5 protein-coding genes are annotated in these 17,161 nt (G+C 44.4%); 1 reads left to right on the top strand and 4 read right to left on the bottom strand.

From position 1 onward, the window contains the following. Positions 1–3: 3 nt before the first annotated feature. From AB4274_RS18815 to AB4274_RS18830, 4 genes are all read right to left on the bottom strand, one after another. The gene (locus tag AB4274_RS18815; protein WP_136974303.1) at positions 4–1,983 is read right to left on the bottom strand and encodes a diguanylate cyclase; all 1,980 of its coding nucleotides are present in this window, start codon (positions 1,981–1,983) and stop codon (positions 4–6) included. A 162-nt stretch (positions 1,984–2,145) separates the two neighbouring features. Next, on the bottom strand, positions 2,146–2,496 hold the full coding sequence (locus AB4274_RS18820; RefSeq protein WP_017062305.1) for a DUF2750 domain-containing protein: 351 nt from the start codon (positions 2,494–2,496) through the stop codon (positions 2,146–2,148). Positions 2,497–2,631: 135 nt separating this feature from the next. After that, positions 2,632–3,249, bottom strand: coding sequence for an OmpA family protein (locus AB4274_RS18825; protein WP_372112911.1), 618 nt, complete (start codon positions 3,247–3,249; stop codon positions 2,632–2,634). Next, entirely contained in the window at positions 3,249–4,556 is a 1,308-nt protein-coding gene (locus AB4274_RS18830; protein ID WP_017062307.1) for a TolC family outer membrane protein, read from the bottom strand. The genes AB4274_RS18825 and AB4274_RS18830 overlap by 1 nt, the downstream gene beginning before the upstream one ends. A gap of 401 nt (positions 4,557–4,957) precedes the next feature. Here AB4274_RS18830 and AB4274_RS18835 point away from each other — a divergent pair, with 401 nt between their 5' ends. Further along, complete coding sequence (locus tag AB4274_RS18835) at positions 4,958–17,098, top strand: tandem-95 repeat protein (protein WP_372112913.1); 12,141 nt, start codon at positions 4,958–4,960, stop codon at positions 17,096–17,098. Positions 17,099–17,161: the final 63 nt, after the last annotated feature.

The following is a 17,161-nucleotide window of genomic DNA, read 5'->3' on the forward strand; positions in this document are numbered from 1 at the left end:
AGGTCAATCAATTGGTTCGTTGTAAGCATCAATGATGCAGTTTCGGCCGTTGCTTTTGGCTTGATAGAGTGCTTGGTCGAGCACTGAATACAAGTCATCAAAGTCACTTAATGCGTTTGAGGTTGCTAGATAAGCAAAACTCGCGGTCACATTAAGTGACTTTTTGCTTTCTGATAAAAAGACAGTGCTTGAAATGGCGTAGTGCAACTCTTCAACGCGTTCTCGTACCTCTGCTGGTGGGGTATCGGTTAATATGATGACAAATTCTTCACCCCCTAAGCGACCAAACAATTCACCATTCACTAAGTGTTTTCTAATTTGATCACTAATATGGACCAGTGCCCGATCACCAGTAGGGTGCCCATGCTCATCATTAATCTTCTTAAACTTATCTAGATCGAGCAGCACGAGCACATGCTGTTTGTCCGTCCCTTTACAGCGTTTCACTCTTTTGATTCTTCGAATTATCTCAGTTCGGCTATATGCTTTCGTTAAGCCATCAATTGCTGCTTTTGCGCGAACCGTTTTGTTTATCAATACCGTGAAGCTTGCAGCGCAAAGCAACAGAATAACAACGATGTTGTACATCCATCTTTGATGTTCCATTTTTTCAATTTGAACGCGGTCGAGTTTCGTCTGATGTGTCAGGAAAGAGCTTTCTAGTTCTTGTTCATATTTGGCGTGCGTCAGGCCGAGCGCTTCGAGTGCGAGTCGATTGTCGATATCTCTAGCTTCCATTTGTATTGACGAGTATCGCTGGTAGAAATAGAAAGCTTGTTGGTAATCGCTGAGTGATTGATGAATATCAGAAAGCTGAAGAAGTGACTGCGCGATGTATTTATGCCTTGTGACTTGTTCAGCTAATTCTAGCGCTTGTTGAGCATAGTTGAGTGCTTCCGTTGGCAGTTTCTGTTCTTCGAACATATCGCTGATCGCCAAGTAAGCATTGATGCGAATGACATCATTGCTCAGTTCGCTCGAAGCTGAAAGAGACTCAATTAGGTAGGTTCTCGCCACATCATAGTTTTTCGTTTGAGTGTACGCTTTTCCTAAGCCAAGACTTGTGAGTGCAATACCGTAGCTATGCGACGTTGAGCTCAGCAGTGTTCTTGCTGTCTGAAAGTGGTGAATTGCTAGTTCACTTTGCTCTTGGTTAAGGTAGAGATCCGCAAGGCTGTGATGCACTTGTGCTTTCATTAAATCTGAAGCGTTTACTCTGAGAATGAGAGCTTGCTCTAGATACTCCGCCGATTTTTCATATTGCTTTAATTCTTTGAGCAAGTTACCCACATCGTTGTAAACCCCTGAAATATCATGCCCTTGTGGAAACACGTTTATTAGTGATAGGTAGGTGTCTAGTGCAGCTTGATAGTCACTGCGGAAATGATGATTGTTCGCGATGACTCGATAAGTCCCGAATTTTGGTAATACAGGGTCAGCGATGTCATGTAAATCTGACTGAAGGGCAGAGCAGTAATAGTTCGCTTGATGGTATTTAGCTTGCTCGTTAAGCGATCGGCATAGCTGGTACTTTAGTAAGGCTTTACCAGTTAAATCACTGCGAGATTGCATTTTCGCCAAAAGTGTTAGAAAGCCTTGTTGTGCTTGTTCATATTGGCCTTTGCCGTCTTTCCTCAGAGCAGAAATAAACGCTGTTTCTATCGCTTGGTAGTCATTGTCGTTTGAAGCGATTCCGTAGAACGGCTGATCTCGGTGGCTCATGTATTGATACAGAAGAGACGCAAGGTAAAGCTTATCTCCATAAACCGTTGAGCCGATGTAGCGTGTTTGCAGCATGTTTAATGCGCGCTCAGGAGAGTGGTTTAAAGTAGAGAGATAAAGCGCGTTCCAATCAGCATTTGGAGTAGAGCTTAGATTGGAGGTATAGACTGGTGAATTGTGGTCACGATCTGATGTTGATACTTGGCTATAAGAACAAAAGCTAATGAATAGTAGAAAGGTAACAAAAACGAAGTGATTCACAAGAGACGATCAATCAGATAAAGAACGATATTCTATTATTAGTTTGATGTTGCTTCAAATTTTGAATGGTGCGACTACGTGGTTATGCGAGGTAGGTCTCTAATTTATTGATACTAATCAGAGGTATATCGGTCGCGCGAATCGTGCGACCGATATCGGAAATTAGATGTATAATTTCGCTAGGTCAGAAGGCTCAAGTTCTTTGCCTTCTAATGTTGCATTCCAGTTAGTACCAACAAGAACGCCGTCTTCAGCAAGAGTCAGTAACCAATCTTCTACAAAGATATCTAGTGGAATTTCTAATACTTCGAAGTCAGCCCACTCTTCAACGTTGTGAGTTTGAGCATCTTCTTTTGAAGACCAGAATGGCATCACTTCGCTGTTTTCGAATTCACTTGAGTCACATGCTAGCCAACCTTCTTCGTTGCGAAGGCCCCATACCAGTTTAGTTTCTTGTGTTTCAGAAACGAAAAGTTCTAGATTTGCTTGAGTATCAGCTGTTAGTTTGCTCATGGATTAATTCTCTATGTTGATAACGTGGCAAGATTAACATTATAGACGGCTTAGGTATATGCTATTCAAGGAATTATCACCATACTGAAACGTTAACTTAAGATAACGTTTCAGTATGGTAAAAGCTGGGTACGCCTACTTTTTAATTTTGGTGAAGATGTGCCATTCTTCTTTGATATTACCCTTAAATCCAACAACGGAAGCAACAACTTTTCGATGTAGTGCGTGATTGATTTGGGTGTCATCACTGCTGAATTCAGAATCACCATGACCTACGATGCTGACTCTAGATGGCTGAATACCGTTGCTAATTAGCGCTCGTCTTACATGTGATGCACGTTCTTTCGAAAGCTTTAGGTTATGTTCCGCGTTACCTACTTTGCTGGCATAACCTTGCAATTCAATGCTGGTACTTTCGTAGCGCTTTAAAAATGCCGCCATTTGGCGTATCTGCCCTAGAAAGACAGGGTTTATTTCCGTTGAATTATTAGCGAAGAGTATATGCAGCTCTTTCTTTTCCGTTGACTCGAAATATGATCCACAACCGTCGTTATCGATCTCGGCACCAATTTGTGTATCGGGACATAAATCTCGCGCGTTTATTACACCGTCATTGTCATCATCTTGAAGATCGTAAATTTGAGTGACCGGCGGTAGAGCGCGATATTCGAATTCATCTTCGTTGTTTTCAGCTAAAGCATTGGCAGATACAACCATGAAGCAAAGCGATAATACTGTGTTGGTAAGCTTCATTAATATTCCACCTTTTCATTCCATTCTTCTGGGATCTCAACTCGTAAACCGATGAGTAGGTTACCAGTTGCGTTCATTACGCGATATTTTGCGTATTGCTCGTCATACTTAGCATCTAAATAGCCTTTACGAGCTTCGAATAATTCATTCTCAGTGTTAAGTAAGTCGAGAAGGGTACGTTTACCGATACGGTATTGTTTCTCATATGAGATTACCGTGTCTGATGCCGAGTCTACGTGGTCAGATAGGAACTCTTTTTGCTGAACCGTTAAATCAAGTGCGCTCCATGATAGACGTAGACTCTCTTCTACATTGCGGTAAGTACTTTCGCGAAGGTCCTTGGCTTTGTTGAGTTGGTAGGCTGCACTTTCTGTGCGGTCTTGATCCGAACCACCATTGTAAAGGTTGTATCTTAAACGAACCATGGCAGAAAACTCATCGCTGCTGCCTTCTGTACCACCGGCGTCATCACGCCAAGTTTGAGCGGCTTCAAAAGAAACAGTCGGGTAGTTGGTACTCTTAGATTGTTTGTATTGGAACTTCGCTGAGTCAACATCGGCTTGTGCAATCTTAATGACTGGATGCTGGTTAAACGCTTTTGCCAACGCACCATCAACGGTATAAGGAATTGCACCCGCATCTGCGCGAGGGAAAGTTAACCCTAAAGGAGATTGACCAACAAGTCTTTTAAACTGAGTATGCGTATCAAAAAGGTTGTTTTGAGCAGCAAGCAAATTCCCGTGCGCTTTCGCAATACGAGCTTCAACTTGTGACATATCTGCGGTTGAACCAATACCTGATTCCACGCGCTTACGAATATCGTTATATATCTCTTTGTGCGTCGCTAAGTTACTTTCCGAAAGAGAAAGCACTTCATAGGCTTTCACTGCATCAAGATAAACCTTTGTTACTTCTAAAGCGATGTCTTGCGCGTTAGATAGTAGTTGATAGCGCACGGACTCTGCATCAGCCGCAGTACGGTCAATATCATTGGATGTATTAGCGCCATCCCATATTAACTGGGTCAAGGTGATCGTTGCTTCTTTTCTAGTCAGATCGGTAGTGTCTTGGTTGGTTGCTAGATCAGTATGTTCATAACCAATCCCACCATCTAAGTCTATACTTGGTCGATAAGCACCACCAGAAGCGTCGTTAAGATAACGCTTACTGATATATTCGTTATAAGCACTTTTGATTTCAGGGTTGCTTTCTAATGTAAACGCAACGGCTTGCTCTAAGGTTTGTGCTGTTGTCGGCAAACTTAGCGCTATAGCTAACCCTAATGTTGTCGTTTGAATGTAATTCAATTTCCATCTCTCCAAATTGGACTGCATCTAAACCTACGCTTTTTAATGTGCTAGATACGAAATTTAGATGAACCGCCAAAAAATAACGTTCGCTCGAGAAGCTACCGTAAATGGTTGTAAAGTTGTTAACAGTTTGCTGTGCGTTTTATGATGATTTTGAGAACGTCAATTTTACGTTTTTAGCTCTGTTATTTTTCGCAAACACAATAACTTATATTGATAGTGTGAGCACTTTCATTATTGTGTGATGTGATCAGCGTCATTACCTTGTCACTCGGTATGTTAAATGTACGATTCATAACTAGGAATTATGTGATGTTAAATGTTATATTTCGGCTAATATTATAAATAAGATGTCACAAAGTTGACGTGATAAGCGAAAATGGTTTTTAGGGGTTGATATGGACATTACAGCATTGAATTTGACCGGTGCTCTTGCATTGGGTCAGCGCATTGTTATTTCAGTTGATGGCACGGTTAGAGTACTCGAAGAGGGAGAGCCTCTACAGGCTGGAGATGTAACTCTTGAATCTCAAAATGGACCTAATGAACCTCAGGTATCAGTTAAGCGTTTTTCACCTGAAGACGGTGAAGTTGAACTAGACCAGGATATCGCAAATATTTTTGCCGCATTAGAAGAAGGTGAAGACCCTACTGAGTTAGGAGATGAGTTCGCTACCGCTGCTGGTCAAAATGGTTCTAGCTTGGCAACTAGTGGGACTGTAGAGCGAGACGGTGAAGAAACGATCCCAGCAACCGAATTTATAACAACGGGATTTGAAGCGCTGGGCATGTCGCGAACTCAAAGCCTGAGCCTTCTAGAGCAATTCCGTTCGTTTGAGCAAACTAATAGCGCCCCTACCTTTGTTGATACCAATAACTCGCCTGTCGGTGACACTCTCTCATTTACAACCGATGAAGATACTCCAGTAAGCGGAACGTTGTCAGCATCAGATGAAGATGGCGATTCGCTGTCTTTCGTTAAGTTCACCGATCCATCAAACGGTACTGTCGTTGTCGATGAAAATGGTGATTGGACTTATACCCCCAACGAAAACTACAACGGTACCGATAGCTTTACGGTTATCGTCGATGATGGAAATGGTGGTACTGACACAATTACGGTTAACGTTGGCGTAACTCCCGTAAATGACGCGCCGATAGGTAATGACCTTTCAGTAACCACCGACGAAGATACCCCAGTAAGCGGAACGCTAAACGCAACAGATACGGACGGAGACTCGTTAACATTCTCAAAAGGCACAGATCCGTCAAACGGTTCTGTAGTCGTTGATGAAAATGGTAATTGGACCTATACGCCAGACGAAAACTACAACGGAAGCGATAGCTTCACCGTTGTAGTTAGCGACGGGAATGGAGGCACAGATACTATTACTGTTGATATTGGCGTGACGCCTGTAGATGACGACTCTTTATTTTTTAACCAAGAACTAAGTTATGCGGAAAACCAAGTGGCGGGCGCGGTGGTGGGTACCTTGTCCGGCAGCGATCTGGATGGCGTGACCAAATACGAGTTCAAACACAGTGACGGCACATTAAGCACCACCAGTGAAGACGGCTTCTACAGTGTGGATGCGGCCGGCAATATCAGCATCACGGCAGCGGGCGTGGCGGCGGAGGTGAACGACTTCGAGCAAGGCACGAACAGTGGCGATTACCAGATGGTGATGACCGACGGTTACGGCTCGACAGCTGAAGCGACGGTGACCCTGAAAGAGAGCAACGTGGATGAGTCTGGCTCGTTCGGTGCGCAGACGGTGACGTACGCGGAAAACCAAGTGGCGGACGCGGTAGTGGGTACCTTGTCCGGCAGCGATCTGGATGGCGTGACCAAATACGAGTTCAAACACAGTGACGGCACCTTAAGTAGCACCAGTGAAGACGGTTTCTACAGTGTGGATGCGGCCGGCAACATCAGCATCACGGCAGCGGGCGTTTCGGCGGAGGTGAACGACTTCGAGCAAGGCACGAACAGTGGCGATTACCAGATGGTGATGACCGACGGTTACGGCTCGACAGCGGAAGCGACGGTGACCCTGAAAGAGAGCAACGTGAACGAGGGCCCAGTAGCGATTGATGACACATATGAAACTCATAGTGAGACGCTGCTCTTCTCTGAGTCCTTTGAAAACATGACAAACACAGGTCGTTGGACAGTAGTAACTGGCGACGAACTGGGTGATTGGGAAGCAACAAATGGTCTAGAGATTCAGCGTGACGGTCTCATAGCTGAAGCGACAGACGGTGACTACCTCGCTGAGCTTGATGCTCATCAAAACACCGCGATCACAACAAGTATTAATACGTCAGACCAAGATAGCGTTCGTGTTGAATTTGATTACAACCCTCGACGAGACGGTAATTCATCTTCTGACATGACGTTTAAAGTCGGTGACACGTTAGTTACTGTTCACGCCGATGGAACTCTATCGGGTGCCGACGGACTTAATGTCCAAATAGGGCAACCTGACGCAAATGGTTGGTATAAGATCACGGCTGAGTTCGAAGTCCAAGGGGACGTTACGGACCTTACATTTGCAGGCGCTGGTGCTTCAGATAGCTACGGTGCGTTGTTAGATAACATTACAGTGACAGGTATTAATCAATCTAAACTTGTTACTGCTGAAGACACGTCTATCACGATTTCTTTTGATGAATTGTTGGCGAATGATACTGACATTGATGGTGATGAGCTCTCAATTGTTGTGGGTTCAATTACCTCCGCGACTAATGGTGAGCTGTTTGTCGACTACACAAACAATACAATTACATTCACACCGGATACCGACTATAACGGGGAGGCAACTTTTAAATATAAAGTGACCGATGGGAACGGTGGGGAAGACGAAGCAGAAGTTACGCTTAATATCACTCCTGTGAACGATGCACCAGTGCTGATAGGTGATTTGTTGGGTGAAGTGGATGAAGAAGGCAGCTACACCATTACGGCTGAGGACCTAGGCTACACGGACGTTGATGATACTGACACAGGTGTGACCTTCACGGTCGGCAACGCGAGTGACGGCATAATCTTAGTCGGTGGTGTTCCGTCGAACCATTTCACTGTGGCGCAGTTGGCGGCGGGTGAAGTGACGTTCAAACATGACGGCAGTGAAACCACGTCAGCGTCGTTCGATGTGAACGTTGAAGACGGCAACGAAGATGGTAGCACACCGGTAGACAGCACTTTCAACTTGACGGTGACGCCAGTGAATGATGCGCCGGAACTAACAGGCGATTTGGCGGCGGAAGTGGATGAGGCAGGCAGCTACACGATCTCGGCAGCTGACTTGGGTTATACAGACGTTGACGATACAGACACAGGCGTGACCTTCACGGTCGGCAACGCGAGCAACGGCACAATCTTAGTGAACGGCGTCGCGTCTAGTAGTTTCACGGTGGCGCAGTTGGCGGCGGGTGAAGTGGCGTTCAAGCATGACGGCAGCGAAACCACGTCGGCGTCGTTCGATGTTAACGTTGAAGACGGCAACGAAGATGGCAGCACACCGGTAGACAGCACGTTCAACTTGACGGTGACGCCAGTGAATGATGCGCCGGAGCTGACAGGCGATCTGTTGGGTGAAATGGATGAAGCAGGCAGCTACACGATCACGGCGGCAGATCTTGGCTATACGGACGTTGACGATACGGACACAGGCGTGAGCTTCACGGTCAGCAACGAGAGTAACGGCACAATCTTAGTGAACGGCGTCGAGTCGAGCAGCTTCACGGTGGCGCAGTTGGCGGCGGGGAAAGTGACGTTCAAGCATGACGGCAGCGAAACCACGTCGGCGTCTTTCGATATTAACGTTGAAGACGGCAACGAAGATGGCAGCACACCGGTAGACAGCACGTTCAACTTGACGGTGACGCCAGTCAACGATGCGCCTGTAGCCATCAGTGATTCTTACAAAAACGTTCAAGAAACCATATTGCTTACCGAGTCATTTGAAAATATGGCAAACCCAGCGGGTTGGACGGTTGTTTCTAAAGACCCATCAGAGGTATGGGACTTTACTAATGGTATAGAGATTGAGCGAGACGGCTTAATTGTTGATGCTACCGACGGTGATTTTTACGCAGAGCTAGACCCACATAAAAACACGGTGATGACGACATCAATTGATACGTCGGATCAAGATTCTTTGAGGGTAGAGTTCGATTATAACCCTCGCCAAGACGGCAACTCGTCGTCTGATATGACTTTTACTGTTGGGAATACAACTATTACGCTGCATGCGGATGGAACAGTGACTGCACCAGAAGGCATTTCTGTAACACTAGATGGTCCGGATAACAAAGGTTGGTATCAAGTAAATGCAGAGTTTGATGTTAGTAGTGATGCTACTTTAATCGCTTTTGCTGGTGCGGGTAAATCTGATTCGCTTGGTGCGTTCATCGATAACATTACAGTTACCGGAATAGATGCACCCAAACTCATAACGGAAGAAGATCAGGCTCTTACTATTAGTGGTAGTGAGCTGCTAGCCAATGATTTCGATGTTGATGGGGATGACATAACCATATTTTCTGTCAACGCAACCGATGCTACAAACGGTTCTGTTCAGCTGATAGATGGCAATGTCGTGTTTGAACCTAACCAAGACTTCAATGGTGAAGCGACTTTCGAATACACCATTGTTGATACTCATGGTGAAAAAAGCACTACGACAGTGACCGTTAATGTCACACCAGTAAATGATGACCCTATCGCGAACGATGATTCAAGAGCGTTAGGTGATAACCTGATCGTCAATGGTAGCTTTGAAGACTATGAATCGGTATCAAATGCCGGCTGGGGTTCTCGAATCGACCAACTAGATGGTTGGTCCTACGATGCAAGAACTGGTGCTTTAGATTCAGTTCAAGAAGGCTATGCTGTTGATGAAACAGACGGCGATCGTATGATTGATATGGAAGGTAACGGTGACAATGTAACCCTTACCCAACAAATTCAAGGTGTGGAAAGCGGTACCCTATACCAACTGTCTTTTGATACGGCAATGTACGAACGACTGCCGAGTGCTGAGCTTGAGGTTATTTGGAACGGTGAAGTTGTTGCTACGATCACCCCTGAAAGCAACATAATGCAAACTCAGTCATTGGAATTATTAGGTGGTAGTGGCGATGGTTCAAATACCCTTTCATTTAGAGAAGTTGGCACTGAAGGCGACAAGAGTGGGACTTATCTAGATAATATCAAATTTCAAGAAGTGATTAAAAACCTTCAGACACAAGAAGATATAACTCTCGATATTCCTAGTAGCGAGTTACTTTCGAATGATTCTGACGTTGATGGTGATACGTTAATTATTTTAGATAGTTTAGTGATTGATCCAACATACGGTCAGGTTGAGTTAGTTGAACTACAAGATGGTTCTCAAACCGTTCGTTACACTCCTGCGGATGACTTCAATGGTATCGCTACGTTTACTTACACAGTTTCTGACGGTAAAGGTGGTACTGATACCGCAGTGGTTACGATTAATGTCACTCCAGAAAATGATGCTCCAATATTTGTCAAAGATGGAGTGCCGATTGGCGATACTGATCAAATAAGTGTATCGACTAAAGAGGATAACTCTGTATCTGGTAAGGTTACTGCAACCGATATTGACGACACTGACCTGACTTACACGGTGAGCCAACCTACAAACGGTAGTGTTGAGATCGACCCTGAAACCGGCGAGTGGAAGTACACTCCGAACAACGAGTTTGATGGAGATGATTCATTTGTTGTTACCGTGTCAGACGGCAACGGTGGTACAGATACCGTTACAGTTAATGTCGATGTATTACCTGTAGCAGAACTGACTGTGACAGCTGGTCTACCAGTAACTGAAGGTGATGAGGCTTATCTATCATTTGAAATCAACCTAGATGAGCTTGTCTCAGAGAACGTTGGTCTTGTTCTTACACTAGGGTCGGCAGGGGACTCTGCAACTAAAGGTGTCGATTACGAAGACACGATCTACGTTAAAGATGGACAAGATTATAAAGCGCTTTCAGAGCAAGAGCTTGCCGATCTTATTATTGCTAGCGGCTCTGATAGCTTAGAAGTCTTCATCAAGGTTCTTGATGATAAATTGCTAGAGGGTGAAGAAACTGTAACTCTAAAAGCTAGCTCAACTAGCGAGTTTGTTGAAAATGACAAACAGGACTCAGATACAGCTAAGATTGTCGATGAGACAGACACAAATGATAAAGATACCGTTACAATTGGGCTGACTGGTCCCGATTCAGTTATTGAGGGTGATAAGACAAGCCCATTTACGATTACGCTAAGTGAGCAAGTGCCTGAAGATAGTGTGGTTACTCTTCAGTACTCTTACACAAACGCGAGCAATGAAGATATTGTTGAAGTTATAACTGTAAACGTAGACGCAAATACAAATACAGCGACCTTTGAGATTCAAACTGAACAAGACAACGAATACGAAGTCGGACAAGAGTTTAACGTTAGTGTTGTATCCGTAACTCAAGATGGTACCGATGTATTTGAGAAGCTAGATACGTCTAGCGCTGATAAAAATGTAGCTATTGACGACAGCCATGATAACCCGCCAAAAGCTGAAGACTTCTCTATTTCTCTCAATGCAGATGGCTCTTCGCAAGTTATTTTCGATACCGGAATGGGAGCTATCGAAGGAGATGGTACAGACCATATTTCTGATGACGAAGATGATAACGATAATGACGCAGATACAAATCTCGGTGTGATCATCACAGAGTTACCTGATTCAGGAACTCTTTACTATGTCGATGGTAATAACAAGGTTGAAGTGGTAGTTGGGCAGACGTATGCAGATCCTAACAACATCGTTTATGAAGATGACCAAGAATCAACAGGCTTCTTCTTAGGTGTTGATGATACATCCACATTAGATAAAGGCCCTCATAGCACTGCAGAGTTTCATAACTGGGGTGATGAAGTAGATGCGTATACTCGCGAACTGAAGTTTGATAATGGTGATGTCGTCACCATTACCTCGGAAGGTCGAAATAACGTTGACGCCAAGCCTTTAGTACAGAACAACAGCCAGCAAGGCCATATGGGTTTCGGTATTGCATCGACTAATCGCGGTATTCACCAAGATGAGGTAATCAACATTGATTTCTCTTCTCGTCCAGCGGACTCAGTAACGGTTGGTCTAAGCGGTTTGGGTGGCTGGTTTGCTCCAAATGCTGATGATAGTGTTCAATCAAGAGCCGAGATTACAGTCACCTTTGATTATGGTAATGGTGTCACAGAAGACAAAACCTTCCTTTATGATGACACCCACAATAATCAAAATGTCACGATTGTCGCTCCTGAAGGTGCTGAGATTGTTTCGGTGGAAGCAAGCACACAAGGACCAGGTAACTGGGAGCTGACTTCTCTTGAAGCTAAGGCGTCAGATTCATTCGAATATAAAGCGGTAGACAGTGATGGTAACGAAAGTGAAGTTAAGACAGTTACTATCGATAAGTCTGGTGACCTGAATGCGAATAACGATCCGCAAGGCTTCGAAGTTAAACTGGGTGAGTTCAGTGAAGACAACGACTCTCCATGGTCGGCTGAAGGTGCAGAGCTGAGTGCCAGCTTCAATGGCCAAGATAAAGACTTTGCACACAGCGGTATTAAGATTGGTGTTGCCGGCAAAGTGGGTGGATTGGGTGCTCAGATTGAATATGATCGTGCAGAACAGCAATCTGAGAAGTTTGAAATCAATTTAGATAGCCCTGCGACTCAGTTTACATTTTCAGTATCTAACTTGTTTAAAAACGAAGGTAATGACGGTGATTTCACTGATAACCATGAACAAGGCAGTTGGGTAGCGTACCTCAATGGCGTAGCGGTTGCAGGTGATACGTTTATTGCTGAAGACGGTAACAATAAAGGTACTTACGAAATAACACCGCTTACTCCTGATGGTACGCCAATCGCATTTGATACTGTGGTATTTGAAGCAACTGAGTATTCCAACCAAGCAACGTATGATAATGATGCGTCAGATTACTTCCTAACTGGTTTTAAAGCCTCTAGTGAAGGCGCATATGCAGTGAATCAAGGCGGCATTCTTGAGATTCCAACATCGAAGCTTGCTGGCATTATCGGTTCTGAGCTTCTAAATAACGATATCGATTCAGATGGCGACAATCTACGTATTACCTATGTATACGGTGAAACGGAAGGTAATGCGTATATCAAAGACGGCATCGTATACTTTGATTTAACTGGCGATGACTTTGTCGGTGAAACAACGTTTAAATATCAGATTACTGATGATAATGGCCAAATCGCGAGTGCTGAAGTTAATGTTATCGTCAACCCTCTACCGACCCCTTCTAGTGTTGCGTCTGTAGACCTGCTAGCAGACTCAGTAGTTGAAGGTGATGACCTTGGCTTTAAAGTAACTCTGGATTCAAGTGCACTTGTTGAATCTGCGTTGGACGTTACTTTTGGTAAGAACACGGATGCTGCGAATGATTCGGGTGAAGAAAAAGATCTCGACCTGAGTCAGGTTCGTTTTACTAATGGCGTCACCTATGATCAGCAAAGCGGCAAACTGATTGTCCCAATTGGAGTGAAGGATTTTGCAATCTTGATTCCGACAATTGATGACAGTCTCCATGAAATCGCTGAAACCTACACCGTGACTGTTGATGGTGAATCCTCAGTGGGTAGCATTACTGATAACGATGAAGCTCCAATTATCGATACAGTGAGCAACGCGGTTAATCTAAATAATGAACAAGTAATTGAAGGCGATATAGCCGTCTTCACCGTGAACCTAGTTAACACAAGCAGTCAAGAGACTCGATTCGACTGGTCGTTAAACTCCGGTTCTGCCGAGCTCGGTGATAACAAAGATTTCACCGACAACGTAGAGTTCACTGAGGGCGTGACGCTTGTTAATGGTCAGCTTGTTGTGCCTGCGGGAGTAACGTCGTTTGACATCAAGGTACCAACTAACGAAGACGGCATTGATGAGTTAAATGAGAACTTCACGCTCGAAGTGGATGGTAAGCAAGGTATTGCGACGATCATTGATAACGATGAAGCACCGCAAGCACAGGACTCACATGTCATTGGCGATGAGGCACAAGCCCAAGGTTCATCGATTACGTTTAAGTGGGCCGATTTCAACGTTTCTGATGCAGATTCCAGCGAATTGTCGATTGTTATCACTAGTGCTCCAGGTGCGGGTGATATGTATCTGTACAACGAATCTACTGATGAATGGGTTCTGTTAAATACTGAAACGATTGGTACAGGTGTACCAGTAAGCCAAGAGCAGGTAGAACAAGGTTTCTTGATATTCAACCCAGTAAGCTATGAATCTAGTACATCAATGTTTGATGAAGATAATGTAGTAACTGGTAATAATCAGCAAGATTATGCGGAGTTTAACTACCACAGTTCTGATGGCATCAACACCAGCTCTAGTACGACGATGTCGATTGATATTCGCCCTGATACGACACTTGCCAAGTTAGTTGTAGAAACACCAAATGTAGATTTAGATGAAGGTTTTAAGTTAGAGCAATGGGAGAACCTAGACTTTGATTACAACAATGGTAGCGGTGTCGCTCCGGACGTTGTTGAACAAGCAATCGAGTCTGCAGGTGTTGCCAACACTTCAGAAGTTACACAGACGCCAGACTTTGGCACTCAGAACTCTCCAGCTATCGAAAACATTTCGAGCAAACTTACTGGTTTGGTATTCCTAGTTGCTGGTGAGTCATACGTGTTTAGCGGTCATGCAGATGATTCATTTAGACTTGAAGTCGGTGGTGAAACCATGGCCTCTCAAACTTGGGGCGGAGGCGGTACCTATGAGTCTTCAGCCTTTGTACCATCGGCATCTGGTTGGTACACAATTACTGCATTCCACGACAACGAGGCTGGTCCAGGTAATGCCACTATCAGTGTCGCAGTTGGTGGTAATGAACCCGTAGACTTTAACACGGACAACTTCGATATTGTTCCGGATGTAAGTTCGCTTGAGGATAAAGTTAATATCGGGGCACAGGTTGAACATGAATCCTTAGAGGGTGGTTATTACCCAGCGTTCGATATTAATGAAGGGCTGGAAGATACCTTTATCAATGTCTCTAAGATAACTACGCAGCTTGTTGATACCGATGGTTCAGAGACGTTGAGACTCGTCGTGTCCGGTTTGCCTGAAGGTTCAATTGTTAAACTTGGAGATCAGGAGCTTGTTGTTAATGCTGATGGTGAAGTTGATATATCTGCTTGGTTAACATCAAATGGTACTGCCGAAACAGTGCTCGCTGATCTGATGATTCAGGTTGATGAGCCAGGCACTTATAACGTTAAGATTGAAGCGATTTCAGACGAGATTGTCGGAGATACCAGTGAGATTTCGAACGGGGCCTTCGACTTGATTGTTCATCCAGTGTCTGTTGGACCGGATGCTGAGAGTAAGGAAGCCTTTGGACAAGAAGATACTATTTTAGTGCTATCGATTGATGATTTTGGGATTGAGTCTGGCAACGATATAGTGATAACTCATCAACCACTCGATGGAGCGTTGGTAATTAACCTTGGTACTGTTCAAGAGCCAAATTGGCAGCCACTAAACTCGAGTCAGATTACATCGGCTCAATTAATTTCAGGCGTGATCGGCTTTAATCCAGATGCTAACGAATCTGGTTATGACGGCTTTAATGTTGATGGTGTAGGCAATAAATCGAATGACTACGCTGAAATTAAGTTCAAGGCTGTAAACGAGAATGGTACGTCAGAAGAGCATACGCTTACGGTAGATATTACGCCTGTGGCTGATGCCCCATTAGTAGCTGTTTCCATTGGGGATATTACCTTTTCCAACGGTATCGACGTATATCAAGAACTTGTTGGGTTCTCCCAGTTGACTACTACAGAGAAAAACACACTACTTACAGAACTTAAATTAGATGGTTTTGAGGAAGGCAGAGTACTTAACGCGGATATTCATGAGCACTTACATCAAGGCGGATCTAAGGACAAGCTTTATGTTGGTGACCAAAGTCAGGACTCGGACCACTATATAGGTGGTGCGGGCAACGATTGGTTCGTATCAGGCGCTGGAAATGACAAAATTGAAGGTGATGAAACTACCAGTGATATAGGTGTCGATGGGTATGACACTGTAATTTACTCAGGTCCAGTTTCTCAGTACATAATCACAGATCTAGGCGATCATGGTGGAGGTGTCGGCCACTGGCTAGTGCGAGATACGAAGGGGACCGATACACCTAATGATCAATATACTCCTTCTGATGAAAATGGAGACCACTTATATGAAATTGAACGATTGATTTTCTCTGATGCTATCGTTGAACTAAACAACATAGATGGAAGCTATCGTATTGTTCAACAACAGGAAATCCCTGTCGATATAACGGTTTCTTTGCAAGATACGGATGGCAGTGAAATCATTAAAGGTGATTCGGTTACGGTGAGTGGTATTCCGTCAGGGGCGAAACTGTATGTAGATGGAGTACTGCAAACGCCAGTCAATGGTACAAGTAATTACATACTTGCACTTGCTGTTGATGCAGCTGGAGTTGTGGGGACGGTAAGTGCTCAATTAGTATTCCCGGCGGATTATACTGGAAATCGTGATTTTGGTATTACAGTTGAAGCAGTTAGTGAAGAGCAATATGTTACGGGAGCGGACAAATTTGCAAGCTCTACGGCAACTGCAGAAATTGAGGTTCCTGAGCCCGTAACACCAACCACGATTAGTTCTTCTGGAGATGTCACCGACACGATTACCGTAGATGGAGCTGACCTTCAATGGCAGAAGCATCAATTCTCTGCTGGGAATACAGAAAATGAGAGAACATCAACGTTTGATAATACAAACACCGATTACCTTGTTGATGTTGGCAAAGGTGGTGATTACGTTCAACTAGGAGGTGGAAACGACACGGTTTACCTTGGGGGGAGTGAGTCATTAGCCAAGAACCCTAAAGACGGTGCGGCTGAGCGTGATGATTTTGTATCGGAAGGCGATAGTTATAGACCAAGTATGAATAAGAATGACAGCATCGATATTGCTTTCACTGGTGACGGTAACGATACAGTTTACGGACAAGCAGGTATCGACGCTATCGATGGTGGTACTGGTAATGACTACTTAGATGGTGGGAGTGGTGATGACGCACTTAAAGGTGGAGTTGGTCAAGATACGCTGATTGGTGGTCTCGGAAACGATATCCTTATTGGTGGTGATGACGCTGATATATTCAAGTGGGTTGATGGTGATTTAGATGGAAGTACCGATCGAATCTCCGATTTTAGCATCGCGGAAGGAGATAAGGTTGATTTGTCTGACTTATTTGCTGATGCGCCAACTCAACAACAAGTCACTGAGTTGTTAGACAACATCGAGGTTGAAGGAGGCGAAGTTAACTCCGCCATGGTTGTAGAAAAAGATGGGCAGCAAGTTAAAATTGAATTTGATGGCCTCTCCGCTGCAGACTTGACGAATAGTTTGTCTGACATCCTAGTTATTAAAGACGATTGAGTTTGCTGATACTAATAAAAAACCGAGATTGAAGAATCTCGGTTTTTTATGAACTGTAACGCT

It is taken from the genome of Vibrio sp. 10N.261.55.A10, assembly GCF_041470825.1.
In the GTDB taxonomy this organism is placed as follows: Bacteria; Pseudomonadota; Gammaproteobacteria; order Enterobacterales; family Vibrionaceae; genus Vibrio; species Vibrio crassostreae_C.

Coding starts and splice junctions, on each gene's coding strand:
- AB4274_RS18835 (WP_372112913.1), top strand. CDS start 4,958: ATGGACATTACAGCATTGAATTTGACCGGTGCTCTTGCATTGGGTCAG.
- AB4274_RS18825 (WP_372112911.1), bottom strand. CDS start 3,249: ATGAAGCTTACCAACACAGTATTATCGCTTTGCTTCATGGTTGTATCT.
- AB4274_RS18820 (WP_017062305.1), bottom strand. CDS start 2,496: ATGAGCAAACTAACAGCTGATACTCAAGCAAATCTAGAACTTTTCGTT.